The following is a 25,356-nucleotide window of genomic DNA, read 5'->3' as shown; positions in this document are numbered from 1 at the left end:
GCGGTTTTCGGAAAAGATGTGCGAAATTAAAAACTACCTGTTTTGGCCCGGCACCCAGAGCACGTCTTTCGCGCCGTTATCATTGACGGCGCGGGAGGCGACGAAGAGAAAATCCGAGAGGCGGTTGATATATTGCAGCGCTTCAGGCGACACCACCTCGCCCTCGATCTTTGCCAGCGCCACCATCAGGCGCTCGGCGCGGCGCGAAACCGTGCGCGCCAGATGAAGCGCCGCCGATGCCGCCGAACCGCCCGGCAAAATGAACGAGCGCAATGGCTCAAGATGGGCATTGAGAGCATCAATATCCGCTTCGACACGGGCGACCTGCGACGCAACGATGCGCAGCGGTTCATAAGCCAGCGGCTTGCCGTCATCGGGCGTCGAAAGATCAGCGCCAAGATCGAAGAGATCGTTCTGGATGCGCGACAGCATCGCGTCGATCTCCGCATATTCGCCGGTATGAATCCGCGCCATGCCGATGCAGGCATTGGCTTCGTCCACCGTGCCATAGGCTTCCACGCGCAGATCGGACTTCAGCCGACGCGGCCCGCTGGCAAGGCCGGTGGTGCCGTCATCGCCGGTGCGCGTGTAAATCTTGTTGAGCTTGACCATGCCTTACTGTCCGCCTGAATACCGCGCGAAATAGATTGCGCCCACGATCAGAACGATTGCAATAAATTGCAGGAATACGCGTAACTGCATCATCTTGTTGGAAAAATTGGCATCGCCGCCGCGCATCATATTGCGCAGGCCAATGATCAACACAATCGCAACGGCGAGCATGGCCACCATGGCCGCGCCTTTGAACACAACGTCCATCTTGTTCCCTTCCCATCATCCGCAGTCTTTGAGGCTTTAACATTAACGCATTATCCGACGCAAAACCGCTTCGCACTTTTGCTGGAAATGCTTCAAGACTGATCGGACAGCATCCGGTAAAGCCAGCGCGACGGCATCAAGCGGCGCGCCAGAATTCCCAGTTTCGCCGGCCTCGTTACCGCATAATGCGGACGTGGACGCGGCGCCTCCAATGCGTGAAGCAGTACATCATAGACGGCTTCCGGTCCAAGCTTGTTCTTCGATTTGGTGCCGCCGCTTGTCAGCTTGGCCATCTGGCGCTGATAAAGCTCGCGATGCACCGAGGTTTCCATGTCGATATTGGCCTGCGCATGCCGGGCGGCATTATAGGTGAATTGCGATGCAATCGGCCCCGGCTCGATCAGCGAAACTTCGACGCCTGAACCTTCAAGTTCCATGCGCTGCGCCAGCATCAGCCCTTCAATGGCGAATTTGGACGCGACATAAGCGCCGCGCCATTTCATCGGCACCAGCCCCAGGATCGACGAGCAATGAACGATCCGCCCGTGCCCCTGTTTGCGCATGACGGGCAACACGCGCCGTGTCAGATCGTGCCAGCCGAAGAAATTGGCCTCGAACTGGGCCCGAAGCGCTTCCACCGGCAAGTCCTCGACCGCGCCCGGCTGGGCATAGGCGCCATTGTTGAACAGCGCATCCAGCCTGCCGTCTGTTTTGCGCAGCACTTCATCGGCAAGGGCGGCAATGGAATCCGGCTCGGCATAATCAAGATAATAGGCCGTTATCCCTTTGGCCTGCAGGGCGGCGATATCCTGTTCCTTGCGCGCGGTGGCAAAAACCCGCCATCCACGACGATGCAAGGCTTCCGCACAATAAGCGCCGATGCCGGAAGAACAGCCGGTTATGATGATGCTGCGATTTGCGCGTTCCTCAGCCATTTCGTCCTGTCCCTGCCGCCGCGTTTCCTCCACAGTGCTTGATTCGCAACGGCTTTAAAACGGCGCTACCCTTGCAATCTGTCAGGTGATGCTAGATTTAAGGCATTGAAACGCAATGCGGGCGGTGAAGAGGGTAAAATCTGCGGATGCGAAAAGTCAGGCGTTTTCTCCGTCAGATTACCTATGATGTGCTTGGTCATTTCAGTTCGGACGACGGCTGGGCATTTGCCAGTCACATCGCCCTGTCGGGCCTGATGGCGCTGTTTCCTTTCCTGATCTTCGCAACCTCGCTGGCGAGCTTTCTCGGCACCAAGGAATTTGCCGAAACAGCCGTGCACGTCATTTTCGACATGTGGCCATCGAATATCGCGGCCCCCATTGCCAATGAAGTGACCAATGTTCTGACCGTGCAGCGCAGCGGACTGCTGACGTTGAGTGTGATCGCCGCTGCCTATTTCGCCTCCAACGGCGTGGAGGCGTTGCGCATCGCGCTCAACCGCGCCTATCGCGTCACCGACCAGCGCTCGATCATCTTTTGCCGCCTGCAAAGCCTCGGCTTCGTTCTGGTCGGCACGTTGAGCCTGATGGCGATCAGCTTCCTGCTGGTTCTGGCCCCACTCGCCGTGCGCATTGCAGAGCAATGGTTTCCCGACATTGCGCCCTTCACCGGCACCATCGCCTTCTGGCGCTACAGCATCGCCGTAGCCGTTCTGGTTCTGGCGCTGTTCATGGTGCATATCTGGCTGCCAGCCGGACGCCGCAGTCTTGGGGATATCCTGCCCGGCATCCTCGTCACGCTTGTCGCCTGGCTCGCCGCTGCGACCGCCTTTGCAAAATATCTTGAGACTTTTGCCAATTATGTCTCCACCTATGCGGGCCTAGCCTCGATCATGGTGGCAATCGTCTTTCTCTATATGCTGTCGGCAATCTTCATCATCGGCGCTGAAATCAATGCGGCAATCATGAATTTCCGCAAACGCGAACAGCAGCCGGATTTGATCGTCGAATAATCAGCGCTTCATCGTCGTCAGGGCAACGCCCAAAGTCGTCACGACCATGCCAGCAATCTGAATCGGGCCGAGCGTCTCGCCGAAAATCAGATAGGCCATGATCGCTGCCGTCCCGGGCACGAGATAGAACAGCGACGCGACTTTCGACATCGCGCCTTCGCGGATCATCACCAGAAGCGCCAGAATAGCGCCGATGGAAATCGCCAGCGTCAGCCAGACCAGCGCGAAAATGAGCTGTGGGGACCAGATCATCACCCGGGTTTCGAAACTGAACGCACAAAGCGCCGTCAGCGCGGCAGCAGCAATATACTGAACAGCCGTGCCGGTTTTCAGATCGCCGGTCGTGCCGAAACGCTTCTGCCAGACCGTGCCGGTGCTGATGGCAAGCACGGCAAAAAATGCCGCCGCAAGGCTTTTCGGATCGACGCCGCTGCCTGCCGAAAATTTCGGCCAGACGACCATGGCAACGCCAAGAAAACCGATCAGCAGTCCCGCCCATTGGCGTCCGCTTGCCCTTTCGCCAAGAAGCATGGCGGCGATCAGCGTGGTGAGCATGGGTTGCAGACCCGCGACCAGACCCGACATGCCAGCGGGCAGACCGTGATGCACGGCCCAGAACAGTGCCGAGAGATAAGCGCCGTGGATCAGACAACCGGCGATAGCCGCATGAACCAGCGTCGCCCCTTTCGGCCATGTGGCCCTGCTCGCCAGCGCCCAAAGCGTCATGATGACCGCTGCGATGGAGAACCGCACCGCCATGAAGGTAAAGGGTTCTGCATAAGGCATGGACAGCCCGGCCCCGATGAAGCCGGTGGCCCAGAGCAGGACGAACATAAGGGGGAAGAAGCGGGCGGCCATGGCAAACTCTCTTATTTTGGCCCGCCATATACCGCTTCGCCCGAAACGCCTATCGCATAAATCTGATTGCAGCGTTCAATTTGCCAAAAGCCAGCACTCCTTTTATGGAGAACAGATGACCACTGAAACCAATACGATCCGTGTTCTTGTCGACGCCGATGCATGTCCGGTGAAGGCTGAAATCTACCGTGTGGCCGAACGGCACGGCCTGCCTGTCGTGCTGGTCGCCAATAGTTTCGTGGCAATCCCGCGCGATGCCGAACGGGTGGAGCGGGTTGTGGTATCGGACAGGCTCGACGCCGCCGACGACTGGATCGCCGAGAATGCACAACCGGGCGCTATCGTCATCACCGCCGATATTCCGCTGGCCAGCCGTTCGCTTGAGAAGGGCGCATCGGTCATCGCGCCCAATGGACGCGTTCACACCCAAAGCACCATCGGCAATACGCTCGCGACCCGCAATCTGATGGATTCGCTGCGCTCCGCAGGCGAGATCACCGGCGGCCCGGCACCGTTCTCGCCCAAGGACCGTTCGGCCTTTCTGTCAGCGCTCGATCTTGCCATTGTGAGGCTGAAACGGGGTGGGTTTACTTCAGCTTGAGCGGATCGTGGCGGTCGCCACACCAGCCCCAATCAGCAGAGTACCGCCTGCGCGATTGAAAATCCGCAAGGCCCGCTCGCTGGCAAAGAAGCGCCGCGCCCGTGCCGCCGTCAGCGCATAAGCGAAAGCATTGAGGAAAGCGAGCACCAGAAAAGTGCTCTCAAAAACCAGCATCTGGGTCAGAAAATCCCGATGCGGGCTGAGGAACTGCGGCAGAAACGCCACGAAGAAAGTAATGCTTTTCGGGTTGAGCGCCGTCACCAGCCAAGCATGAACCAGCATCTTTGCCGGATGCACCTTGTCATGCCGCGCCTTCGCATTCATCGTACCGCCTGCCCGGAACAGCTTGATGCCGAGCCAGACGAGATAGGCAGCACCGATCCATTTGACCGCCGTGAACACGGCTGCGGAAGCGGCAAGCAAAGCGCCGACACCCAGCATCGAGAGCGTCATCGCCGTGAAATCGCCAAGCGCCACGCCCACCGCCATCGGAAAAGCCGTCTTCCAACCCTGCCCCAGCGCATAGGATACGACGAGCAGAACCGTCGGCCCCGGAATGATCAGCAGCACAATGGATGCGGCGGTAAATGCAAGCCAGACGTCGAGGCTCATGGGGATCTCTCCTTTGAAAAAGGAGCAAGCCACCAATTCGCCCCTTTGTCGAGCGTTAAAGTTTTTGCGCTGCTTCGATCAGTTTCATGGCGTCAGGCCCTTCCCATGGGGCGGGGCCGTTCATGGAGGCGATCTGGCAGCCATCCTTATCGACCAGAAGCGTGACCGGCAGACCGAAAGCAAGGTTCTTCCGCTTCAGCTCATTGAAACTCGCCATGGTCGCATCGCGATGCAGCGTGAGGTTCTTGATGCCGATCTCGCTCAGAAAGCCCTTCGGCTTGTCGTCGGAGCCTGTGTCGATATTGATTGCCACCACATCGAAATCCTTACCGCCCTTTTCGGCCTGCAATTTGTCCAGCGCTGGCATTTCCTCGCGGCATGGCGCGCACCATGTCGCCCAGAGATTGACGAGAAGCGACTTGCCCTTGTAATCGCCAAGCGTCATCTGCTTGCCGTCAGGGCCGGTGAAGGCAAGATGCGCGACGGAAATCGGCTTTTCCGCCGGGCGCATGGCGGCCACGCCGCCGGTTGCAGCCGCGTCGAGCGCCTTCACGGAATCCGCTTTTAAGGCGCATTGGGCGGACGCTTCGTCATTTTCGGCAGAAACATTAGCGGCTACCACATTGCCAGAGGGGCGCTCCATCACGTATACCGCCCCGATACCGGCAATGACACCGGCAAGGGCTGCAAGAAGGACGATCTTGCGATTTCCCGATTTCGCCTTTTCGTTGTCTTCTGCCATGTCGCGTCACTTCTTTCTAATATCCGGCCAAATCGTCACTCGGGGCATATGAGCATGAGCGAACAAAAATCAAGCAATCAGATGTGGGGCGGCCGTTTTGCCTCAGGACCCGATGCGATCATGGAAGAGATCAATGCATCGATCGGCTTCGACCGCAAGCTCTACGCGCAAGACATCCAAGGCTCGCTCGCCCATGCAGCCATGCTCGCAAAGACGGGCATCATTACGGCAGACGATCACAAACAGATCGAGCTGGGCCTGAAAACCATCCTCAAGGAGATTGAGGACGGCAAGTTCACCTTCTCGCGCAAGCTCGAAGACATTCACATGAATATCGAGGCGCGGCTGGCCGATCTGATCGGCCCTTCCGCCGGACGCCTGCACACCGCCCGCTCGCGCAACGATCAGGTGGCTGTCGATTTCCGCCTCTGGGTGAAGCAGGAACTGCAAAAGACCGCCGCCGCCCTGAAAAACCTGATCGAAGCGTTTCTGGAACGCGCCGAAGAACATGCGGCAACCGTCATGCCGGGCTTCACCCATCTCCAGACCGCACAGCCTGTCACTTTTGGTCATCATTGCATGGCCTATGTGGAAATGTTCGGGCGCGATCTGTCCCGCGTGCGTGACGCCATCGAGCGCATGGATGAATCGCCGCTGGGCGCTGCCGCCCTTGCAGGCACCGGCTTCCCGATCGACCGCCACATGACGGCGAAGACGCTCGGCTTCCGCGAACCGACCCGCAATTCGCTCGACAGCGTTTCCGACCGCGACTATGCGCTGGAATTCCTGTCGCTCAGCGCCATCTGCGCCGGTCATCTGTCGCGCCTTGCCGAAGAAATCGTCATCTGGTCGACGCCACAGTTCAACTTTGTGCGCCTGTCCGACGCCTTCTCCACCGGCTCGTCCATCATGCCGCAGAAGAAAAACCCGGATGCCGCCGAACTGGTGCGCGCCAAGACCGGCCGGATCAACGGTTCGTTGGTTGCTCTTCTGACCATCATGAAGGGCCTGCCGCTCGCCTATTCCAAGGACATGCAGGAAGACAAGGAACAGGTCTTCGACGCTGCCGAAAATCTGGAACTTGCCATCGCCGCCATGGCTGGCATGGTGCGCGACCTGACCATCAATGTCGCATCCATGAAGAAAGCTGCCGGTTCAGGCTATTCCACAGCAACCGATCTGGCCGACTGGCTGGTGCGGGAACTGGGCCTGCCCTTCCGCGAAGCGCATCACGTCACGGGCCGCGCTGTGGCACTGGCCGAAAGCCGCAAGGTCGACCTTGCCAAGCTCTCGCTGGAAGAGCTGCAATCGATCCATCCCGGCATCACCGATGCGATCTTCGGCTATCTCACCGTTGAGAAATCGGTCAAGAGCCGTCAGTCCTTCGGAGGCACGGCCCCGCAGGAAGTGCGCCGCCAGATCCGGTACTGGAAAAAGCGTATCGTGAAGGCGTGAGTGTCTGATCTAAAAGTCGCCATGCCGGTCTGCAAATGGCAATTTCTGCGCTTACCTAGGCTCACGTACCCAAAAGTACGGCTCAAGCTCCGGTTCTCGAAATCACCATTTTCGCCACGGCCTGCCGCTTTTTGATTCAAACACTGATCGCCGTTCAAGATAAAGTCATGTGAAATCATCCGGTCAACGGATGATTTCACTCTTGAGAATTTTGCGTTACAGCTAGCGCAAAGAGATTTTGATTCAGGAACCAAAGCTGATGACAGGCCGCTCCGCTATTTCGACCGTGCTTATGATCGCCGCACTCGCGGCCACACTTGCCGCCTGTGGACGCAAAGGCCCGCTTGAGCCGCCTCCGTCGTCGCTGATCACCGACGATCAAGGGCATACCAAGCCGAAACCCAAGGAAGACAAGCCTTTCATTCTTGATAAGCTGCTCTAGTTCTTAAGGACTATCTTCCGTGAATCATTTTGAATATCGCGACGGTATGCTGCACGCCGAAAATGTCAGCCTGCCTGAAATCGCCAAGGCGGTAGGCACGCCGTTCTACGTCTATTCCCGCGCCACGATCGAGCGCCATTTCCGCGTGTTCAGCGAAGCTTTCGCCGATATGGAACCGCTGATCGCCTATGCGCTGAAGGCGAATTCCAATCAGGCCGTGTTGAAGACGCTGGCCAAACTCGGCGCTGGCGCCGATACAGTGTCGGAAGGCGAAATCCGCCGTGCGCTCGCCGCTGGCATTCCTGCCAGCAAGATCGTTTTTTCCGGCGTCGGCAAGACGCCGCGCGAAATGGATTTCGCGCTACAGGCCGGTATCTACTGCTTCAACGTCGAATCCGAACCGGAGCTGGAAATTCTCTCGGCCCGCGCCGTTGCCGCTGGCAAGGTTGCCTCGGTATCGCTGCGCATCAATCCGGATGTTGACGCCAAGACCCACGCCAAGATCTCGACTGGCAAGTCTGAAAACAAGTTCGGCATTCCGCGCGTCAAGGCGCGTGAGGCCTATGCCCGTGCGGCCAGCCTTCCGGGCATCGACGTGGTCGGCATCGATATGCATATCGGCAGCCAGATCATCGATCTTGAACCCTTCGACAATGCCTTTGCGCTGATGGCGCAGCTGGTGACGGAATTGCGCGCCGATGGCCACAATATCCGCCATGTCGATGTTGGCGGCGGTCTCGGCATTCCCTACCGCACCGACAACAACCCGCCGCCGCTGCCCGTGGCCTATGCGGAAATTGTTGCCAAGCACATCAAGCCGCTCGGCCTCAAGACCGTTTTCGAGCCGGGCCGTCTGATCGTCGGCAATGCCGGTCTGCTGGTGACGGAAGTGATTTTCGTCAAGGAAGGCGATGCGAAGAACTTCATCATCGTCGATGCCGCGATGAACGATCTCATCCGCCCGACGCTTTATGAAGCATTCCACGATATCCGTCCGGTCAGGCTGGCAAAGGATGACGCACCGCGCATCCGCGCCGATTTCGTCGGGCCTGTTTGCGAAACGGGCGACTATCTCGGCCTCGACCGGGAAACGACAAAGCCAGCGCCCGGTGATCTGATCGCAGTCAGCACCGCTGGCGCTTACGGCGCGGTTCTGTCGAGCACTTATAATAGTCGCCTGCTCGTGCCAGAAGTTCTGGTGGATGGTGACCGCTTCCATGTCGTTCGCCCACGCCACACTTACGAAGAGCTGCTTGCGCTCGATTCCATACCGGACTGGCTGTAGGCCATCGGGCCCAATTAATCAGGGCCCATATTAATCATGGCAAAGCCTCGCCTTTGCCATGATGCATGTTATCCTGTCATTCTATTGCACGCTGGCAGACAGAGCAGAAAGCCCGGATGACGGATCAAGGCCATGACAAGAAGGACAAGCCGCAATTGATGCGGGATGCCTTTTTGCGCCTGTTTTCAGGCGACGGCGCTGTGTTGCGGCGTCTCCGTCTGCGCACCTTCCTGTCCGTTGCTTTCGAACGTTTGTGGCCGCTGGTCCTGCCGCTGATTCTGCTGGCAGCCCTTTTCGCAAGCATCAGCTGGTTTGGCCTGTTCAGCATGATGCCGCGCTGGCTGCATATCGCCGTGCTGACGATCTTCGCACTGGCAGGGCTGGTTGCGCTCTATCTTCCGTCTCGCTTCTGCCAGCCAACCCAAGACGATGTGACGGCGCGGATCGAAGCGGTGAATGGCCTTGTGCATGAGCCGCTGGCCGTGCAGTCCGGCCACATGGCCACCGGCACACACGATCCTTTTTCGCAGGCTCTCTGGCGCGAACATCAGAAGCGTATGGCCGAACGGCTCAGGAACCTGCAATCCGGCCTGCCGCGACCGCGCCTGCCGGAACGCGATCCTTACGGTCTGCGCGCCGGTGTGGTGCTGCTGTTCATCACGGCGCTCGCCTATACGTCCAGTGCTGGCAGCGGGCGCATTGCCGACGCTTTTCACATTCGCCCCGGCGATGGCACTGCTCTTGCCCGCGTCGATGCCTGGGTGACGCCGCCACGCTATACGGGCCGCGCGCCGGTCTTCCTGACGGCCAGCGCCGACAACAGCCGCAATGCCGAAGCGATCAATGTCCCTGAGGGCAGTGTGCTTTCGGTACGTGTCATCGGCGGCAGCTCGGAGCGCCTCACCGCAACCAATGCAGAAGGCGAGCAGCGGGAAGTTCAGCCCGTTGCCCCCAAGGAAGAGCAAACGCAAGCCCAAGGGCTGAGGCCGGTACAGACGCCGGAAGAAAGCGCTGTCGATGGCAGCCGCAATTTCCGTTACGATTTACGCGAAGACGAAACTGTGACCCTTTCCGGCACGGATGCGCGCTGGAAATTTGCGGTGACGCCGGACACGCCGCCGACAATCCGCTTTACCAAGGAGCCCGGTCGCGCGCTGAACGGCACGTTGCAACTGACCTACGCGATCGATGACGACTATATGCCAGCCAAGGCTTTTGCCGAAATCGTACCGCTGGAAATCGATGAAGATGAAGAAGCTTCCCCGCTTTACGAAGCGCCGGAACTACCGCTCGCGCTGCCACGCCGCGGCGTGAAGGAAGCCACCACGTCAAAAGACCTGACCGAACATCCATGGGCGGGCCAGAAGATAGCGCTGACCCTCGTCGTCACCGACGCGGCAGGTCAGGTTGGCCGCAGCGAAACCAAGACGATAACGCTTCCCGAGCGGCCTTTCAGCAATCCGCTGGCGCGCGCTATTGCCGAACAGCGGCGTATTCTGGCGCTTGATGCCAACCAGCGCGACCATGTGCTGGACATGCTGTCGGCCCTGATGCTGCGCCCGGAAGAAACCATCAAGAACGCCGCGCATTATTTGGGCCTCGTGACCATCCGCACAAAGCTTCGTCTGGCGCGCAGCGATGATTCGCTTCGCGATGCCGCCGATTATATGTGGCAGGTAGCGCTCGGTATCGAGGACGGCAATCTATCGGCAGCCGAAAGGCGTCTGCGTCAGGCGCAGGAAGCCCTGAAAAATGCCCTGCAAAACGGTGCTTCGCAGGAAGAGATCGAGAAACTCACCGCCGATCTGCGCAAGGCGATGCAGGACTTCCTGCGCGAATTCGCCCAGCGCCAGCAGCAAAACCCGAATGCCCGCCAGTCAGCGCCTGACCCCAATGCGCGGATGCTGACGGAAAAAGACCTGCAGCGCATGATGGACCAGATCGAAAATCTGGCCCGTCAGGGTTCCCGCGATCAGGCCGAACAGCTTCTCTCGCAATTGCAGGACCTGATGAACAATTTGCAGATGGGACAGGCGCAACCCGGCCAGCAAGGTCAGGGACAGCAGGGCCAGCAAGGGCAGATGCAGCAGCAGATGAACAAGCTTGGCGACCTGATGCGCCGCCAGCAGCAGATGATGAATGAGACCTTCAATCTCGACCAGCAGCAGCAGCGCCAGTTCGACAGCAATCCGGGTGCGGGTATTCAAGGCGAAGCCGAAGACATGGAAGGCCTTTTCCCCGGCGATGACGGCTCCAAGGGTGGCGGCTCGCAGCAGGGCGGCCCGACGGATGAAAAGACGGCAGAGGCCATGCGCAAGCTGCAACAGCAGCAGCAGCAACTGCAACAGGAATTGCAGAAGCTCACGGAAGACCTGAAAGGCATGGGCATCGAACCCGGCAAGGATTTCGGCGATGCCGGAAAATCCATGGGCAATGCCGCCGAAGCGCTGGGGCGCAATGAAGGCGCAGAAGCCAACGACAATCAGGGCAGCGCTCTTGACGCCTTGCGCCGCGCCGGACGCGACATGATGCAAAAGATGCAGCAGGCGATGGGTCAGGACGGGCAAGGCCAGAACGGCGCCAATGGTGCGCGTGGCCGAGATCCGCTCGGACGCCAGCAGGGCATGGGAGCCGATGACGGCAGCGGAACCAAAATTCCCGGTGAAATCGATATTCAGCGCGCGCGCGAAATTCTGGATGAGATCCGCCGCAGGCTCGGCAATGCCCTGACGCCGCAGATGGAAAAAGAATATCTGCAGCGCCTGTTACAGTTCGACTAAAAGCTGTTTAGCAAATTAATCTTTAACGTGTCCGACATACGGCAGCTGCCGGAACGAATGGGCCACGTCCATGCCGTAGCCGACGACAAAATAGTCGGGGCATTCGAAGGCGACGAAATCCGCCTCCAGATCGACCTTGCGCCGCACGCTCTTGTCGAGCAGGACGGCGATGCTGACGCTGCGCGCACCGCGTTCCAGCATCAGTTCGCGGACGAATTTGAGCGTCTTGCCTGATTCCAGAATATCGTCGATCAACAGCACGTCGCGATCACGAACTTCGCTGTCGATATCGCGCAGCAGGCGAACTTCGGTGCTGGTCGTGCCCTTGCCATAGCTGGAAACGGTGATGAACTCGACATCCGGTTCAACGCCTGCATCATGCATGGCGCGGATGAGGTCGGCTGCGAAAATGAACGAGCCCTTGAGAATAGAAATCGTCAGCAGATTGTGAAACTTGCGTTCGGCAATAGCCTTCGCCAGTTCAAGATTGCGACCGGCAATATCTTCCGGACTGAACAGAATTTCTATCGTCTTGCCGCCGACTTCTGGCATTGCCGGTTCTCTCCTGATCTTCTTTTGCTTCGATACGGAAGGCACGCTCTATAGCACGCTTTCACGAAAATGCACCCCGCCTGTCAATAGGCGCAGGCTTATATCCATTTCCTGACGACAGGATTTGATATAGCGTGCCCGCATGCACCCGGACATTATCGAACTGCGCTCCTTTTACGACACGACACTCGGTCATCTGGCCGAGCGCGCCATACGCATGGCGATTGCCGGTCTTTGGGAACGTGTTCCGGGCGAACGTCTCATCGGAATGGGCTACAGCCTGCCCTATCTCGATCGGTTCAGCGCCGATACCGAACGCACTTTTGCGTTCATGCCAGCCGGACAGGGCGCTATCGCCTGGCCGTCGGCGGAAAAATCCACCACGGCATTGGTGTTTGACGAAGAATTGCCTCTGCCGGACTCCTCCATCGACCGCATTTTGATGGTTCATGCACTGGAATATGCCGAAAGCGCGCCGGAAACGCTGAAGGAAATGTGGCGCGTGCTCGCCCCCAATGGTCGGCTGGTGATCGTGGTGCCGAACCGACGCGGCGTCTGGGCCCGCTTCGAACACACACCTTTCGGCAGCGGCCGGCCTTATAGCCGCGACCAGCTTTCCACCTTGTTGCGCGAAGCCAATTTCACGGTCAACACCGTCAGCGACGCGCTGCATTTTCCACCCGCCACGCGTCGTTGGATGATGCGCCCCTGTCTGGCACTGGAAGGTCTTGGGCGGCGGCTTTGGCCGCTTTTCTCCGGCGTTCTGGTGGTGGAAGCCCAGAAGCGTCTCTATCAGGGCCTGCCGGTTGCGCAGCGCTCGTCGCGGCGTGTTTTCGTACCGGTACTCGGAACCCCCGTCGGAGGACTGCGCAAAGCAAAGCAGAAAGAAGCGGAAACCTGACGCTTTTCCCTTGAAAACAAGGTTTTTCTCGACTTCGCGCCCATGGCGGTTTATGTCGCATCGGGGCTCAAATCCCTTGAGTGTCCCGTTCATCAACACTGTTCTTTTGGCGGAGCCAAAATCATGACCGATCAGCAAAACCTTTCCCGTCCCCAGCCCAAGGCCGGCCTGCTCAACATCGCAGCCTATGTGCCCGGCAAGGAACATGTGGAAGGCGTTGCCAAGGTCTATAAGCTCTCCTCCAACGAGACCCCCATCGGCCCAAGCCCCCATGCGGTGGAGGCCTATCGATACGCGGGCGAAAAGCTGGAACTTTACCCCGACGGACAAGCGCTGGCGCTGCGTGAGGCGATTGCCGAAACGCAAGGCTTGAACATTGGCAACATCATGTGCGGCAACGGTTCGGACGAGTTGCTTGGCCTGCTCTGCCAGACCTATCTTGCGCCGGGTGACGAAGCCATCATCACCGAACATGGCTTTGCCGTTTACAAGATCCAGACGCTGGCCGCCGGTGCAACACCGGTAACGGTGAAGGAAAGCAATGCGCGCATCGATGTGGACGCCATTCTTGCGGGCATCACACCGCGCACCAAGGTTGTCTTCATCGCCAATCCGGCCAACCCGACCGGCACCTATCTGCCGTTTGAAGAAGTGCGCCGCCTGCATGCGGGCCTGCCGAAGCACGTCCTGCTTATCCTCGACGCTGCCTATGCCGAATATGTGCGCCGCAACGATTATGAGGCTGGTCTCGAACTGGTGTCGTCGAACGAGAATGTCGTGATGACCCGCACCTTCTCGAAGATCCATGGCCTTCCGGGCCTGCGGATCGGCTGGATGTATGCGCCAGCCCATGTGATCGACGCGGTCAACCGCATTCGCGGCCCGTTCAACATGAACTCGGCAGCGATTGCCGCCGGTGCGGCAGCTATTCGCGACCGCAACCATGTCGAAAAGTCGGTCGCCTATAACGACAAGTGGCTGTCCTGGCTGACGGATGAGTTCACAAAGCTCGGCCTGCGGGTGACACCTTCGGTGACGAATTTCCTTCTGATCCATTTCCCTGAAGACGCCGCCCATTCGGCGGACAAGGCGGATGAGTGGCTTTCCAAGCGCGGTTATATTCTGCGCCGCGTTGGCGGATACGGTTTCCCCAACGCGCTGCGCATGACTGTCGGACCGGAAGAAGCCAATCGCGGCGTCGTTGCCGCACTCACCGAGTTTTTAAAGTAAGATCAATGTCTACGATCCATTTTGATAAAATCGCGCTGATCGGTATCGGCCTCATCGGTTCGTCGCTGGCGCGCGTCATCCGTCGCGAAGGCCTTGCCAAGCACATCGCAATCGCAACCCGCAGCGCCGAGACCCTGAAGCGCGCCGAGGAACTGAACCTCGGCGACAGCTACACGACCGACAGCGCCGAAGCGGTCAGGGATGCCGATCTGGTTATCGTCTCGGTGCCGGTCGGTTCGTCCGGCACCGTCGCAAAGCAGATCGCGGGAAGCCTGAAGCCTGGCGCCATCGTCACCGATGTCGGCTCCACGAAAGCTTCCGTGATTGCGCAGATGCAGCCGGAACTGCCCGCCAACGTGCATTTCATTCCGGGCCACCCGCTGGCCGGAACGGAATATTCAGGCCCGGACGCCGGCTTTGCCGAGCTGTTCAACAATCGCTGGTGCATCCTCACGCCGCTTCCCGACACCGATGAAGTGGCGCTGGAAAAGCTCACCGCCTTCTGGACGGCCTGCGGTTCGCGGCTTGACCACATGGACCCTCAGCACCATGACCTGGTGCTGGCCATCGTCTCGCATCTGCCGCATATCATCGCCTACAACATCGTCGGCACGGCCAGCGATCTGGAGCAGGTGACGAAATCGGAAGTCATCAAATATTCCGCATCCGGTTTCCGCGATTTCACGCGTCTGGCTGCATCGGACCCAACCATGTGGCGCGATGTCTGCCTGCATAACAAGGACGCGATCCTTGAAATGCTGGGGCGGTTCTCAGAAGATCTAGCGTCCTTGCAACGCTCGATCCGCTGGGGCGACGGAGAGGCCTTGTTCGACCTCTTCACGCGCACGCGTGCGGTGCGCCGTGGCATTATCGATGCGGGTCAGGAAGTGGATGCGCCCGACTTTGGCCGTCAAGCTGCGACGCGCACCGCCGAAAAGAAGTAAGGCAACGGATAGGGCAGCCATTTTTAACGCGCATCTTATCCGAAAACCGTTTCACACTTTTCGGGATGCGCTCCAACATACTGCCCTACTCCCTTATTCCCCCTACTCCCCTACAACGCCGGTAAACGCCCAAGCGGAATGAACCCGGCGTTAGCCTTGCCCTTGCGAACGGCAATCTCCAGCATGGGATTGCCGTTTTCGTCTTTCGGCATGGCTGAAAGCGCGAAGAGGATGGTGGCGATATTGCTGCCCTGCTCGGGGAAAACCGTCTGACCTGCCTGCGCCAGCGACTGGGCATTGACCAGCGTGAGCTTCACGTCGGCATTGATCAGCCCTTCGTCATCAATTGAAAACGGGCCGGTCAGCGAGACCATTGCCCCATTGGGCATGGAGAGAAATGCCTGATTGATGGTGCCGCTATGGCCGCGAAGGCGCTGACTGAAATCGGAAGAGCTGGACGCCAGAAGTGTGGCGGCATCGGCGATCTCGATATCGGCAACACCGTCGATCTCAGGGCTCTTGGCGTTACCGATCACCGGTGCTGCAAGCTTCAGCCCCGCAAAGCGGCCCGTCAGCTTCAGCGCGCCCTCGGCAGCGCTCATGCTGAAATCCATTTGCTCCAGACTGCTCAGGGGCTCTGTCGTGGTGGCTTCGGTGCGGCGACCGACCACGATGTCGCGCGCTTCGAGCGCGATCTCGGTCGGGAACGGGCGGGCAAGGCGGGTGTTGGAACTGAACTTGCTCCAGTTGACTTCAAGCGGTTGCAATCCGGGGAATTCAATAAAGGCAGGTCCGGTCAGATCGTTGCTGAGCGAGCGCGGCGCATAGACCGGTGAACCCGAGGTGAAACGCCCGGCGCGAAAAGCCATCCCGGCGCTCGGCTTCTGCCAGGAAATGCTGTCGCAGACCACATTGACCCGCAAAGGATAGCCGCTGGTGCGCAAATCCTCGCAGCGCACGCCAATGCCCTGGGCGGAAAGCTTGGCCATATCCGCCGTCGCGCGCGTTTGCAGACGGTCGGACACATAGAACCACCCGGCTGTATAGGCAGCGGCCAAAACGATCAGGAAAATGCCGAGCGCAATCTGCCGCTTTCTGGATTTCCGTTGTTTCGTTCCAGCTTCCGTTCCGGGATGCATCATCGAAAAACCTTATGTCGGTCAGAGATTAGAGTCTGAGAAGCGGCAAAGCCGCCAGCGACGCATCTTTCGATACAATGTTTAGCTCTCCCTCACTCTTGGCCATATTATGGCAGGAATGAGTCTTGTGAAGGGGCGGTTCAGAAAAAACGAGGGATATCCATTAATTACCCATGGAAATCCACCACGAGACGGCAAATACTATACCATCATGACACACAGTATCGATGAAAAGCGGTCGAGTGATTTCTGGGTTTTCGGCTATGGCTCGCTGATGTGGCGTCCCGGCTTCGCGCATGTGGAAACCGTTCGCGCCCGTCTGCACGGCTATCGCCGCAGCCTTTGCATCTATTCGCATTTTCATCGCGGCTCGCCCGACCATCCCGGACTGGTGCTTGGCCTGGACGCGGGCGGCTCCTGCCTTGGCATGGCCTTTCGCGTGCCGGGCGAGATGACCGAGGAGGTGATGGTCTATTTGCGCGAACGCGAAATGTCGAACAATGTCTACCACGAAAAGAGGCTGCGGCTGCGCCTCCACGACGGACGCGATGTTCAGGGACTGGTCTATGTGGCCGACCGCCGCCATGTGCAATATGCGGGCGCGCTCAAGGCCGAGGACGCGGCAGCGATTGTTGCATCCGCGCGTGGCGAATCGGGCGCAAATATCGACTATGTGGCCAATACGCTGAAACATCTGCGCGACATGCGCGTGCGCGATCATGCGCTGGAACATGTCGGCAATTTGATTGCCGCCAAATCACACCTGCCGCGTGATTTCGATTGACCGAGCAGGGTGATGAGAAGCGATCAGTCCCTGATCGCGAGAATGGATTTCGCCAAACCGGCAATCTTTTCAAACTCGATCCGCCCATCCGGGAAGAGCTCGCGCACCTGCCCGGTGGTTAGAAGCCGGATCGATTCCACGTGAAAACGGGCTTCCTCGGCACTTTTCTGACGCTCGAAAAAGCCCAGCCGCATCTTGGTCATCAGCCAGATGCGCACCGCCACCGGCAGCCACTGAAAACCGATAAAGCGGAAATGCGGTTCGTAGGGAAACCAGTAATTCGGCGTCTGCATATAGTAGCGCCTGCACAGCCTGCGCGTATTTTCCGCAAATCGCGTGATAGCAGCCCAGTCGCCGACATGTTCGATCACCGAATTGGAATGAACGACGTCGAAAGTCCGCCCGGCAAAAAGCGCCGGGTCGGTTGCGTCACCGACCAGAAAGGTGAAAGTTTCCGTGTCCTTCTCTTCCTGCTTTTCAGGATTGATCAGTGTGAAATGCAGGCGGTCGCGGTTGGCTTCAATGAAGGCTTCGCCGATCAGCCAATATTTTTCCGATCCGCCAAGATCGAGAATCTCTACCTTTTCGCCTTCAGGCTTTTCGGCAAGTGCGGCTTCGATCAGCTTCTGGATATGAGCAAACCGTTTGGCGCGGAAAGAAAACTCGATGCTTTTGCGGTCCTTATAGGGATCGCGACCATTTTCTGAAATATTCATTGCCGTTTTATCCGTTCAGCCAAATCCAGCCAGCATTGCCGAATTCACTTGGCATTTATTACGGAGCATAGCAACACCGCACATAATATTAGCAAACACTAACGATAAATGCGGCGATCAGAGAATAAAGCGCATCCAAATGGGCTTGAATAACGCCGCAGAACGGCATTTCAGTCACGAAAGTTGAGCCGACATTCCATCGGGCACTTGTCCTTAAACGCAGCAATCGCTACATCTCGGCCAATCGTCAAGGAGACAGACACTCATGATAGCATTGTTCCGCACCATTGATCTGGCGCTCGACATCTATACGTGGATCATCATCGCCAGCGCCATTTATTCGTGGCTCTATGCGTTCAATGTCGTCAATTCCAGCAATCGCTTCGTGGCCTCTGTCGGAGAGTTCCTCTACAAGGTAACCGAGCCGGTTCTGCGCCCGATCCGCAATCTCCTGCCCAATCTCGGGGGGATCGACATTTCGCCGATCATCCTGCTCCTGATCATCTTCTTCATTCGCCAGTTCATGTGGACGACACTGCTGCCGCTCTTCCTCTGATCGGCAAAGCAGACATCAAATACAAAAGCGCCCGATGATCCATCGGGCGCTTTTGTTTTGAACTCAATTCATGAAATGGGCGATTACTTGCCCTTGGCGCGTTCAATCGCTTCGACGATGAACTTGCGGGCGTAGTCTTCATCGCCCCAATCGCCGATCTTGACCCACTTGCCGGGTTCCAGATCCTTGTAATGCTCGAAGAAATGCGCGATCTGCTTCAGCGTGATTTCCGGCATATCCGTGTAATCATGGATCTTCTCGTAACGGCGCGTCAGGTGCGGCGACGGAACGGCGATGATCTTTTCGTCCTTGCCGGAATTGTCTTCCATGACCAGAACGCCGATCGGGCGGACATTGATCACAGAACCCGGCACCAGCGGACGGGTGTTGCAGACGAGAACGTCAATCGGATCGCCGTCTTCCGAGAGCGTATGCGGTACGAAACCGTAATTGCCCGGATAGGTCATCGGCGTGTAGAGAAAACGGTCAACGATCAGAGCCCCGGACTTCTTGTCCATCTCGTACTTGATCGGCTGGCCGCCGACCGGAACTTCGATGATGACGTTGACGTCTTCGGGAGGATTGGTTCCGATGGAAATGGCATCAATATTCATGATGGGTCCTTTCGTGTCGCGCTCTGATAACGGGTTTCATGTTTCCGTGCAAGAAAAACGAAAGTTCAATAAAACGCGACCAATTGTCATTTAGCTGATGTTCAAAGGGAAGGATGTCGAAGATTTAGAGCGCATCCCGAAAAGTGTGAAACGGTTTTCGGACAAGATGCGCGTTACAACAAACAGTTAGAGCGCCGATCTGATCCAATCAGATCGAAACGCGCTCTAAGGGCGCGGTAAAACGCCCAGTTCCTTCAATCGTTCAACAGCTGTCGGTGGCATCGGGGGTGGGTTGGGATCGCGGCTTGCCGCAACCAGAAGCTCGTCGCAGGCCGTTTCGGTGGTTTCGATCAGGCGGCGCAGAAATTCTTCCTTTTCAAGCCCCGCCGGAATGGGCGGCAGAACGCGGCAACGAATGGTGCCCGGAAAGCGCAGAAATTTGCGGCGCGGCCAGTAGAGCCCGGCATTATGGGCAATCGGCAAAACCGGCAGATTAAGCGCATCGTAAAGATGCACGATGCCATATTTATATTGCGGCGGCGCGCCAGGCGCGCGGCGGGTGCCTTCGGGATAGATCAGGATCTGACGCCCTTCGGCAATGGCCTTTTCCGCGCCCTTGGTGATCGAATGCAGCGCCTTGACGCGCGATCCGCGATCCACCGGGATCATCTCCATCTTGGCGACATACCAGCCGAACAGCGGAATGCGCATCAATTCGCGCTTCAGGATCAGAACCGGATCGTCCAGATAAGGCAGGAAGGCATAGGTATCCCAGGCCGACTGGTGCTTGGGCGCGCAGATATAGGCGCCCTCAGGGATATTCTCGAGCCCTTCAATGATGTAATCCGTCCCGGCAATGATCTTCTGGAGCTTGAGATTGACCCGCGCCCAGAGCTTGGGCACGATCCATGCCTTCTTGCGCGGCAGCAGGAAATAGAACGGCGTATAGACGATCATCTGCACCAGCGTGCAGATGTAAAACGCCGCATTGAAGAGAATTGAACGCAGATAGAGAAGCATCGTGTCGGCGAATGTCCCGGCTAGAGCACGTCCCGTGAGAGAGACACAATCTCGAAAAACTGTCAGACCCTAGCTTTCCGAAATCTCGGGCACTCGTATATCAGGAACTGTCCCGTTTTCCATACAGAAAACCGTGACTGCCCGCCGGGATTTTACTGTTTGTTACCGATTGATTTTCTGACCGGCCACGCCGTTCAAAATGTCGAAGCCGAAAATTTCCGACGCGCCGACGCGCACGAGCGCGCCCAGATATTTGACATATTCCACGAACAGCACGCGCAGCGTATCACCCTCGGCGACCCAGCTTTGTCCACGACCCTCGGCGTTCACCACCGGATAGGGCACGAACTCTACGTCCTTCATCCGGTAGGACATTTCCAGAATGCTGCGCGGCATATGATAATTGTTCGTGACGACGATCACCCGATGGTAATCATTGGTGCGAATCCAATGCTCGCTTTCTTCGGCATTGCCGACGGTATTGCGGGCGGAACGGTCAAGATCGACACAGCAGTCGAACAGGCTCGGATCGGCATGGGTGGCGCGCTGTATGGATTTTTCATTGGTCGAGGGGTGCACGCCGCTGATCAGCAGACGCTTGCCGCGCTTTTCCTGCAACAGATCGACCGCAGCCTGAATGCGGGATTGACCGCCGGTCAGGACCACGATCGCATCGGCGGGTTCGTCAATCACAGGCGGTGTCATGCTCGTCACTTTCTCCCCGAAGGCGACAAAGCCGACGAGAAAGGCCAGAAGCAACGCAAAAAGCACGAAGGAAATGGGTTGAAAACGTCTGAGCATGCGCATCATGACAGACCACAGGAATCGGGTTGGCGCAAGCAGCAAGGATGAAGGGGCAACGATAGGGGGACTGCGCCGCCAGACCACGGCGCCAGCTTGCAACTCTTCCGCTGTTCGTTTCTCTGCCACCGCATCGTTACTCGCCCGGTATCCGCCGCTCCATGCGCGCGCGATTCGTCCGTCGTTCCTTTGGCTATCATACGCAGCATTGCGGCGATAACTCGGAAAGCTACCAGGAATTCGCGTGCGGCGGTGCGTATTGGGCCAAAAGATCGTCATTCGGAGCGCACTCCCGGACCATCCATGGTTGCGAGCTGGCGGATCACCGTCAGGCGGCTGGTCAGCATGGTCAGGACGCTGACCAGAATGATGATGGCGGCGGCACCCAGATAGCCGCTGCGACCAATGGCGAAGCTGCCGAACATGGCGGCCGCCTGATCGCCTTCCGGCGTCGCCATATGGCGTGAAGCCCACCAGGAAAAGATCAGGAAAACCAGCATGGCGGCGGCGCCTCCGAACAGGGCGCCCTTCAGCGCCGTGCGGAAGAAATGCCATTCGAATTCACGCGCCACGAATTTCGATTCCGCGCCGATGAAATGCAGGACCTCGATGATATGGCCGTTGCCGGACATCGCGCCGCGCGTGGCGAAAATGACGGTGAGAACAGTCGCCGCAATCACCAGCGACAAAACCGCCGTGCCAACCAGAACCGTGGTATGCGCCATCGACACCAGCCGATCCACCCAGGTGCGGTGATCGTCGAAACTGGCTGCGGGAATGGCGCGGGTCAGTTCGGTTCGCATGGTGCCGAAATCGGGCGGCGCGCTTTCATCAATGGTCACAACGACAAGACGCGGCACGGGCAGTTCGTCAATGTTGAGTCCGGTGCCAAGCCACGGCTCCAGCAGACGCGCAGTGGCATCCTTGTCGATGATATTGGTCGCCTTCACGCCCGCAAAGCCGCGCGCGATGTCGCTCGCCTGCTGCAAGGCCTTTTCGATATCCTGCCCTTCGACCGGGCGGATTTGAATGGTCGCCTCCCGCGCAATCTGGCTCTGCCAGGCGGCAGCCGATGCGCGAACCAGCGACACGCCCCCCATGGTCAGGCAGGCGAGAAAGGTCATGATCGCGATAACCGTCACCAAAGCGGTGCCGGTAACGCTTCCATCGGGCACAATCGGGCTCGGCCCCTTGCGCTGCCGGCGCTTGCCGACCCGCACCAGAACCATATCCTTCAGGTCTTCGAAACGAACCTTCAGATCATCCAAAGTTTTTTGCCAGCCGCCTGGACGGCCATTGCCGGGCTTATTCATAGATGTCGAGCCGCCCATGTTCCAGAATCATGCGCCGCGCATTGACCTGATCCATCAGGGAAAGATCATGCGTGGCGATGATGACAGCCGTGCCCGAGCGGTTAAGCTCCGTGAAAAGGCGCAACAGGCGCTTGGCCAGCGGCGGATCGACATTGCCGGTCGGTTCGTCGGCCAGCAGCAGTTCGGGCTGGTCGATCAGCGCACGCGCAATCGCGGCGCGCTGCTTCTCACCACCGGACAAAACCGGCGGCAGAACGCCCATGCGGTCGCCAAGGCCGACCCAATGCAACAGTTCTTCCACCTCGTGCCGGTAGGTGGCTTCTTCCTTGCCGCGCACCCGCAGCGGAAGCGCCACATTCTCGTAAGTGGTCATGTGGTCGAGCAGGCGGAAATCCTGAAACACAATGCCGATACGGCGGCGCAGCAGCGGCACCTCCCTATGGTCGAGCCGCGCCACATCCTTGCCGAACACGTTGATCAGGCCACGTGTCGGCTTCAGCGCCATGAAGAGCAGGCGCATCAGCGACGTCTTGCCAGCGCCCGAAGGGCCGGTCAGAAACTGGAATGAACGCGGCGGTATGTGGAAACTGACATCCTTCAGGATTTCAGGTCCCATTCCATATCTCAGGCCGACATTCTCGAAACGTATCACCGGTCAGCTTCTCTTCGGTTCTTCGCGCGCGCGAGCGTTCGCGCGTCGCATCAATATCGGATCGACCTTTACCCTCTATGGTTAATCTTGCGTTAAATCCGACCCGTTTCAGCCGTTAAAAAATTCGCGAGCGAAGCATTAACCATTTTGCGGCAGCCTAACACTACGGTTGCATTCTTCGTGATGCCGGTCTGCAACGAGCAATTTCCTGTGCTCCGGTGCTCACGTACCCAAAAGTACGCTCCGCTCCGGGGCTCGAAAATTACTCGTTTCGCCACGGCCTGACGAATTTGCAACTGTAGTGCTATGCGGCCGGAATGACCGAGGAAACGCAGAGGAAGATGACTTCATGATGGCGAAGCAATCATCAGCCGCAGACAATGCGCGCACGCATGAGCGCGCTTCGACGTCTGCTGGATGGCGTCTATCGCTTGCCGTCGATGTCGAGGATGCAGAATTCGAAACCGTGCTGCCGGAACGGCAAATGCCCGGCACACCGCGCGGGCGGTCGGGCTTCAGCCTTTTCCGCAAACCGGACCAGTCGGCAATTTCTGTTGAAACCGCACGCGGCCAGGGCGTCGCCTATTGGGTGCTGGTGGCCTTTTGCGCCACGACCGCTTTCTGGATGGCGGGCGGCTATACGATCATGACCAGCAGGTCATCGGATGTTGCAGCCACCCCCTCGCCGTCTCTGCCGCTCGTTTCCGCGTTGAAGGTGACGGACATCACCACCAAGATTGCCGAGCGTGCCGAAGGCAATGTGTTGAATGTGGGCGCCAGTATCAGGAACGAAAGTCGTGAGACCCGGCTGCCCCCGACGCTGATCGTCAGCATCACTTATAGCGACGGACAAAAACGCGAACGCCTGCTGGAGCCGGCACGTAAAAGCATCGAGCCCGGTCGAAATATCCGTTTCGAGACGATGTTGCCCGCCCTCCGCGGCACAATCGAGAAAGTCGATATAAGGTTGGCGCGCCCGGCCTGAGGCCCAGCACGGAAGCTGCCGTCTACTGCCAGCAGCCGAGATTGCGTCCCTTGAGATTGTGAGAATCGATATCGACGACAAGCTTCGGGTCCTGACGCAGCAGAACCATGGTCGTGCGCTGCTTGAGTTCGATCTTCTGCCATCCGGCGCACTCGGTCGGCATCGGCGTGGAGTCGATCTTGACCTTTTCCGTCCATGCGGTCGCCGTGCATCCGGAAAGAACGGAAATCAGCGCCATGGTTGCGGCGCTACCCCATAGGTCTTTCGATCCTCTGGTCTTCGGATACCTCTTCAAACCGCCAACTCCCTGTCATGCTCTGCGACAGCCTATGAAATGGCTGTTTCCGGTTGCGGGACCGCCCCGTGCCTGCCTTCGCTTATAACGCGCATGCAGCGCCTTTCGCAATGTCCCGAAGACAGAAGACCATGCCAAGGCCAAGACTCCATTGCAAATATGACGCGGGACAGTCCGGTCATGACAATCCCTTCAATGGGAAGCAAGCAATCCCGATAAAAAGCTCCCTTCGATCTTGAGCAGATAGCCAGCTGAATTATTTGAATAAATTCAATATCTTGTGGCATATTTTAATAAATATCAGAATAGAATTGGGATAAATTTGCGCCATTACTGTTAAAACAGTTCCAGGAAGCAAAGCATAGCAAACATTCTTTGCTTTCAACAATATTGCCGGAAGAATATGACAAGGATATAGTTTTGGATATCTGATTCGCATTCGGCCAGTTTCACTACAGCAACCTTGGGGGTTTCCATGTTGAATAAACTATCGGCTGAGTTTTTCGGTACTTTCTGGCTGGTTTTCGGCGGCTGCGGTAGCGCGGTGCTCGCTGCGGCTTTTCCTGAACTTGGCATTGGCTTCCTTGGCGTCGCCTTTGCTTTCGGCCTCACGGTCCTGACTATGGCTTTTGCTGTGGGCGGCATTTCCGGCGGTCATTTCAATCCGGCTGTTTCCCTCGGCCTCGTGATCGGCGGAAGACTTCCGGCAAAGGATCTGATCCCTTACTGGATCGCACAGGTTCTGGGCGCGATTGTTGCGGCGGCAGTGCTCTATCTGATCGCTTCGGGGAAAAGCGGTTTCACGGCTGGCGGCTTTGCCTCCAATGGTTATGGCGAACTGTCGCCGGGCGGCTATAGCCTGACATCGGCCCTGCTGATCGAAATCGTCCTGACGGCGTTCTTCATCATCATCATTCTGGGTTCGACATCGTCGATCGCTCCGGCAGGTTTCGCCCCGATCGCCATCGGCCTTGGCCTGACTCTTATCCACCTGATCTCGATCCCGGTGACCAATACGTCGGTCAACCCGGCTCGCTCCACCGGCGTTGCGCTCTTCGCCGAAACGGCCGCGCTCAGCCAGCTCTGGCTGTTCTGGGTTGCTCCGCTGATCGGTGCCGCACTCGGCGCGATCATCTGGAAAGGCCTGCTCGGCAGAGATTGATCCGCCCTCCCGGATCGATTAGGCCGGCGTCACGTCGGCCTTTTTTTATTTGAAGACTTTTCGCCTGTACAAATAGCGGCGAAATATTTGCCACCAAAAAGTGATTCCGATCATGGGCGGGATGTTGTAAGTAACAAGCATCTTTCCTCTCGA

Annotated in this window: 28 protein-coding genes; 13 read left to right on the top strand and 15 right to left on the bottom strand. The window is 58.1% G+C overall.

All coding sequences use genetic code 11. The features are described 5' to 3' along the window. Positions 1 to 33 precede the first annotated feature (33 nt). From JAU75_RS19995 to JAU75_RS19985, 3 genes are all read right to left on the bottom strand, one after another. Positions 34 to 612, bottom strand: coding sequence for a cob(I)yrinic acid a,c-diamide adenosyltransferase (locus tag JAU75_RS19995; protein WP_199058197.1), 579 nt, complete (start codon positions 610 to 612; stop codon positions 34 to 36). Positions 613 to 615: 3 nt separating this feature from the next. Further along, on the bottom strand, positions 616 to 819 hold the full coding sequence (locus JAU75_RS19990; RefSeq protein ID WP_199058196.1) for a twin transmembrane helix small protein: 204 nt from the start codon (positions 817 to 819) through the stop codon (positions 616 to 618). 92 nt (positions 820 to 911) lie between these two features. After that, the gene (locus JAU75_RS19985) at positions 912 to 1,754 is read right to left on the bottom strand and encodes an SDR family oxidoreductase (protein WP_199058195.1); all 843 of its coding nucleotides are present in this window, start codon (positions 1,752 to 1,754) and stop codon (positions 912 to 914) included. Between the two features lie 146 nt (positions 1,755 to 1,900). On the opposite strand from JAU75_RS19985, the gene JAU75_RS19980 reads away from it, so the two are divergent. Next, entirely contained in the window at positions 1,901 to 2,764 is an 864-nt protein-coding gene (locus JAU75_RS19980) for a YihY/virulence factor BrkB family protein (RefSeq protein WP_199058194.1), read from the top strand. On the opposite strand, the gene JAU75_RS19975 is transcribed toward JAU75_RS19980, so the two are convergent. Further along, positions 2,765 to 3,622 carry a DMT family transporter gene (locus tag JAU75_RS19975; RefSeq protein WP_199058193.1) on the bottom strand — a complete coding sequence of 286 codons (858 nt, stop codon included), beginning with the start codon at positions 3,620 to 3,622 and terminating at the stop codon, positions 2,765 to 2,767. It abuts the gene before it with no gap. A 115-nt stretch (positions 3,623 to 3,737) separates the two neighbouring features. Between JAU75_RS19975 and JAU75_RS19970 the strand changes: the two genes are divergently transcribed. After that, entirely contained in the window at positions 3,738 to 4,223 is a 486-nt protein-coding gene (locus JAU75_RS19970) for a YaiI/YqxD family protein (RefSeq protein ID WP_199058192.1), read from the top strand. Here the strand turns inward: JAU75_RS19970 and JAU75_RS19965 are convergent. Both JAU75_RS19965 and JAU75_RS19960 read right to left on the bottom strand, forming a co-directional pair. Further along, a complete protein-coding gene (locus JAU75_RS19965) occupies positions 4,215 to 4,835 on the bottom strand; it encodes a LysE family translocator (RefSeq protein ID WP_199058191.1) in 621 nt (206 codons plus the stop codon). The genes JAU75_RS19970 and JAU75_RS19965 overlap by 9 nt on opposite strands. A 55-nt stretch (positions 4,836 to 4,890) precedes the next feature. Further along, positions 4,891 to 5,577 carry a TlpA disulfide reductase family protein gene (locus JAU75_RS19960; RefSeq protein WP_199058190.1) on the bottom strand — a complete coding sequence of 229 codons (687 nt, stop codon included), beginning with the start codon at positions 5,575 to 5,577 and terminating at the stop codon, positions 4,891 to 4,893. A 54-nt stretch (positions 5,578 to 5,631) separates the two neighbouring features. Here JAU75_RS19960 and argH point away from each other — a divergent pair, with 54 nt between their 5' ends. The 4 genes from argH to JAU75_RS19940 all read left to right on the top strand — a co-directional run bounded on the left by argH (position 5,632) and on the right by JAU75_RS19940 (position 11,539). Beyond that, on the top strand, positions 5,632 to 7,032 hold the full coding sequence (argH, locus tag JAU75_RS19955; RefSeq protein WP_199058189.1) for an argininosuccinate lyase: 1,401 nt from the start codon (positions 5,632 to 5,634) through the stop codon (positions 7,030 to 7,032). A 259-nt stretch (positions 7,033 to 7,291) separates the two neighbouring features. Further along, positions 7,292 to 7,474: a lipoprotein gene (locus tag JAU75_RS19950; protein ID WP_078337809.1), complete on the top strand. Its 183-nt coding sequence runs from the start codon at positions 7,292 to 7,294 to the stop codon at positions 7,472 to 7,474. A 19-nt stretch (positions 7,475 to 7,493) separates the two neighbouring features. Continuing rightward, complete coding sequence (lysA, locus tag JAU75_RS19945) at positions 7,494 to 8,759, top strand: diaminopimelate decarboxylase (protein ID WP_199058188.1); 1,266 nt, start codon at positions 7,494 to 7,496, stop codon at positions 8,757 to 8,759. Positions 8,760 to 8,875: 116 nt separating this feature from the next. After that, positions 8,876 to 11,539 (top strand): TIGR02302 family protein, encoded by a 2,664-nt coding sequence (locus JAU75_RS19940; protein WP_199058187.1) that lies wholly within the window; start codon positions 8,876 to 8,878, stop codon positions 11,537 to 11,539. Between the two features lie 15 nt (positions 11,540 to 11,554). Here JAU75_RS19940 and hpt read toward each other — a convergent pair whose 3' ends face one another. Further along, positions 11,555 to 12,091, bottom strand: a complete 537-nt coding sequence (gene hpt / locus JAU75_RS19935) for a hypoxanthine phosphoribosyltransferase (protein WP_124915119.1) — start codon at positions 12,089 to 12,091, stop codon at positions 11,555 to 11,557. A 142-nt stretch (positions 12,092 to 12,233) separates the two neighbouring features. On the opposite strand from hpt, the gene JAU75_RS19930 reads away from it, so the two are divergent. The 3 genes from JAU75_RS19930 to JAU75_RS19920 all read left to right on the top strand — a co-directional run bounded on the left by JAU75_RS19930 (position 12,234) and on the right by JAU75_RS19920 (position 15,166). Continuing rightward, on the top strand, positions 12,234 to 12,992 hold the full coding sequence (locus tag JAU75_RS19930) for a class I SAM-dependent methyltransferase (RefSeq protein WP_199058186.1): 759 nt from the start codon (positions 12,234 to 12,236) through the stop codon (positions 12,990 to 12,992). 123 nt (positions 12,993 to 13,115) lie between these two features. Beyond that, entirely contained in the window at positions 13,116 to 14,222 is a 1,107-nt protein-coding gene (gene hisC / locus JAU75_RS19925; protein ID WP_199058185.1) for a histidinol-phosphate transaminase, read from the top strand. A 5-nt stretch (positions 14,223 to 14,227) separates the two neighbouring features. Beyond that, complete coding sequence (locus JAU75_RS19920) at positions 14,228 to 15,166, top strand: prephenate/arogenate dehydrogenase family protein (protein WP_199058184.1); 939 nt, start codon at positions 14,228 to 14,230, stop codon at positions 15,164 to 15,166. Between the two features lie 110 nt (positions 15,167 to 15,276). Here the strand turns inward: JAU75_RS19920 and JAU75_RS19915 are convergent, their stop codons facing one another. Beyond that, on the bottom strand, positions 15,277 to 16,305 hold the full coding sequence (locus tag JAU75_RS19915) for a DUF2125 domain-containing protein (protein WP_199058253.1): 1,029 nt from the start codon (positions 16,303 to 16,305) through the stop codon (positions 15,277 to 15,279). Between the two features lie 211 nt (positions 16,306 to 16,516). Here JAU75_RS19915 and JAU75_RS19910 point away from each other — a divergent pair, with 211 nt between their 5' ends. After that, a complete protein-coding gene (locus tag JAU75_RS19910) occupies positions 16,517 to 17,089 on the top strand; it encodes a gamma-glutamylcyclotransferase (RefSeq protein ID WP_199058183.1) in 573 nt (190 codons plus the stop codon). 23 nt (positions 17,090 to 17,112) lie between these two features. On the opposite strand, the gene JAU75_RS19905 is transcribed toward JAU75_RS19910, so the two are convergent. Beyond that, entirely contained in the window at positions 17,113 to 17,805 is a 693-nt protein-coding gene (locus JAU75_RS19905; protein WP_199058182.1) for a class I SAM-dependent methyltransferase, read from the bottom strand. Positions 17,806 to 18,070: 265 nt separating this feature from the next. Here JAU75_RS19905 and JAU75_RS19900 point away from each other — a divergent pair, with 265 nt between their 5' ends. Next, complete coding sequence (locus JAU75_RS19900) at positions 18,071 to 18,361, top strand: YggT family protein (RefSeq protein WP_078337518.1); 291 nt, start codon at positions 18,071 to 18,073, stop codon at positions 18,359 to 18,361. Positions 18,362 to 18,444: 83 nt separating this feature from the next. On the opposite strand, the gene ppa is transcribed toward JAU75_RS19900, so the two are convergent. The 5 genes from ppa to ftsE all read right to left on the bottom strand — a co-directional run bounded on the left by ppa (position 18,445) and on the right by ftsE (position 22,725). Beyond that, complete coding sequence (gene ppa / locus JAU75_RS19895; protein WP_078337519.1) at positions 18,445 to 18,975, bottom strand: inorganic diphosphatase; 531 nt, start codon at positions 18,973 to 18,975, stop codon at positions 18,445 to 18,447. Between the two features lie 225 nt (positions 18,976 to 19,200). Next, complete coding sequence (locus tag JAU75_RS19890; protein ID WP_199058181.1) at positions 19,201 to 19,995, bottom strand: 1-acyl-sn-glycerol-3-phosphate acyltransferase; 795 nt, start codon at positions 19,993 to 19,995, stop codon at positions 19,201 to 19,203. A 162-nt stretch (positions 19,996 to 20,157) separates the two neighbouring features. Next, positions 20,158 to 21,075 (bottom strand): YdcF family protein, encoded by a 918-nt coding sequence (locus tag JAU75_RS19885; RefSeq protein WP_199058180.1) that lies wholly within the window; start codon positions 21,073 to 21,075, stop codon positions 20,158 to 20,160. Then, positions 21,072 to 22,109 carry an ABC transporter permease gene (locus JAU75_RS19880; RefSeq protein WP_199058179.1) on the bottom strand — a complete coding sequence of 346 codons (1,038 nt, stop codon included), beginning with the start codon at positions 22,107 to 22,109 and terminating at the stop codon, positions 21,072 to 21,074. The genes JAU75_RS19885 and JAU75_RS19880 overlap by 4 nt, the downstream gene beginning before the upstream one ends. Beyond that, on the bottom strand, positions 22,102 to 22,725 hold the full coding sequence (gene ftsE / locus JAU75_RS19875; RefSeq protein WP_210277118.1) for a cell division ATP-binding protein FtsE: 624 nt from the start codon (positions 22,723 to 22,725) through the stop codon (positions 22,102 to 22,104). Before ftsE ends, JAU75_RS19880 begins: the two co-directional genes overlap by 8 nt. Before the next feature lie 385 nt (positions 22,726 to 23,110). On the opposite strand from ftsE, the gene JAU75_RS19870 reads away from it, so the two are divergent. Continuing rightward, on the top strand, positions 23,111 to 23,746 hold the full coding sequence (locus JAU75_RS19870) for a hypothetical protein (RefSeq protein ID WP_199058178.1): 636 nt from the start codon (positions 23,111 to 23,113) through the stop codon (positions 23,744 to 23,746). A 22-nt stretch (positions 23,747 to 23,768) separates the two neighbouring features. Here the strand turns inward: JAU75_RS19870 and JAU75_RS19865 are convergent, their stop codons facing one another. Next, complete coding sequence (locus tag JAU75_RS19865) at positions 23,769 to 23,984, bottom strand: hypothetical protein (RefSeq protein WP_199058252.1); 216 nt, start codon at positions 23,982 to 23,984, stop codon at positions 23,769 to 23,771. 532 nt (positions 23,985 to 24,516) lie between these two features. Here JAU75_RS19865 and aqpZ point away from each other — a divergent pair. Continuing rightward, positions 24,517 to 25,203: an aquaporin Z gene (gene aqpZ, locus JAU75_RS19860; protein ID WP_199058177.1), complete on the top strand. Its 687-nt coding sequence runs from the start codon at positions 24,517 to 24,519 to the stop codon at positions 25,201 to 25,203. Positions 25,204 to 25,356 lie beyond the last annotated feature (153 nt).

This window comes from Ochrobactrum sp. Q0168 (genome assembly GCF_016427605.1).
In the GTDB taxonomy this organism is placed as follows: Bacteria; Pseudomonadota; Alphaproteobacteria; order Rhizobiales; family Rhizobiaceae; genus Brucella.
This window is presented reverse-complemented; position numbering and strand designations above follow the sequence as displayed.